This is a genomic window from Pseudomonas sp. Pseusp3, from assembly GCF_047304225.1.
GTDB lineage: Bacteria > Pseudomonadota > Gammaproteobacteria > Pseudomonadales > Pseudomonadaceae > Aquipseudomonas > Aquipseudomonas fluorescens_CD.
In genome coordinates, this window is the sequence record NZ_JBGLYV010000233.1 from 1 (window position 1) to 824 (window position 824).

At 60.8% G+C, this 824-nt stretch carries 1 protein-coding gene and 1 pseudogene; both read left to right on the plus strand.

What is annotated here, in order from left to right:
* A pseudogene (locus tag ACCD00_RS30685) lies at positions 1-119 on the plus strand (coenzyme PQQ synthesis protein D); the annotation flags it as partial.
* The coding region (locus ACCD00_RS30690) for a radical SAM protein (RefSeq protein ID WP_413428930.1) at positions 91-824 on the plus strand (734 nt) is incomplete at its 3' end. The pseudogene ACCD00_RS30685 and the gene ACCD00_RS30690, both read left to right, overlap by 29 nt.

Consider the following 824-nt stretch of genomic DNA (forward strand, 5'->3'; position numbering starts at 1 on the left):
ATGTCGCGGCGATCATCAATGAGCTCGACCAACAGTTCCCCGGCGTGCCCGAACTCGGTGACGACATCGAGCAATTCATGGAGGTGGCCCGTGCGCAGCACTGGATCGAACTTGCCTGAGGCATCGGTGCAGGTGCCGCCCACACCTGAAGTCGGCCTGCCGCTGTGGCTGCTGGCCGAGCTGACCTATCGCTGTCCGCTGCAATGCCCCTACTGCTCCAATCCGCTGGATTTCGCCGAACAAGGCCAGGAGCTGAGCACCGAGCAATGGGTCAAGGTGTTCCGCGAAGCGCGGGAAATGGGTGCGGCGCAACTGGGCTTTTCCGGTGGCGAACCGCTGGTGCGCCAGGACCTCGCCGAACTGATTGCCGAAGCCCGCCAGCTGGGTTTCTACACCAACCTGATCACCTCCGGCATCGGCCTGACCGAGCAGAAAATCAGCGACTTCAAGAAGGCCGGCCTCGATCACATCCAGATCAGTTTCCAGGCCAGCGACGAGCAGGTGAACAACCTGCTGGCCGGATCGAAAAAAGCCTTTGCGCAGAAACTGGCAATGGCCCGGGCGGTGAAGGCCCACGGTTATCCGATGGTGCTGAATTTCGTCACCCATCGGCACAACATCGACCAGATCGACCGTATCATCGAGCTGTGCATCGCCCTTGAGGCGGACTTTGTCGAGCTCGCCACTTGCCAGTTCTACGGCTGGGCGCAGCTCAATCGCGTCGGGCTGTTGCCGACCAAGGAACAACTGGTGCGCGCCGAACGCATCACCAATGAATACCGCGCCAGACTGGAAGCCGAAGGGCATCCGTGCAAGCTGATTTT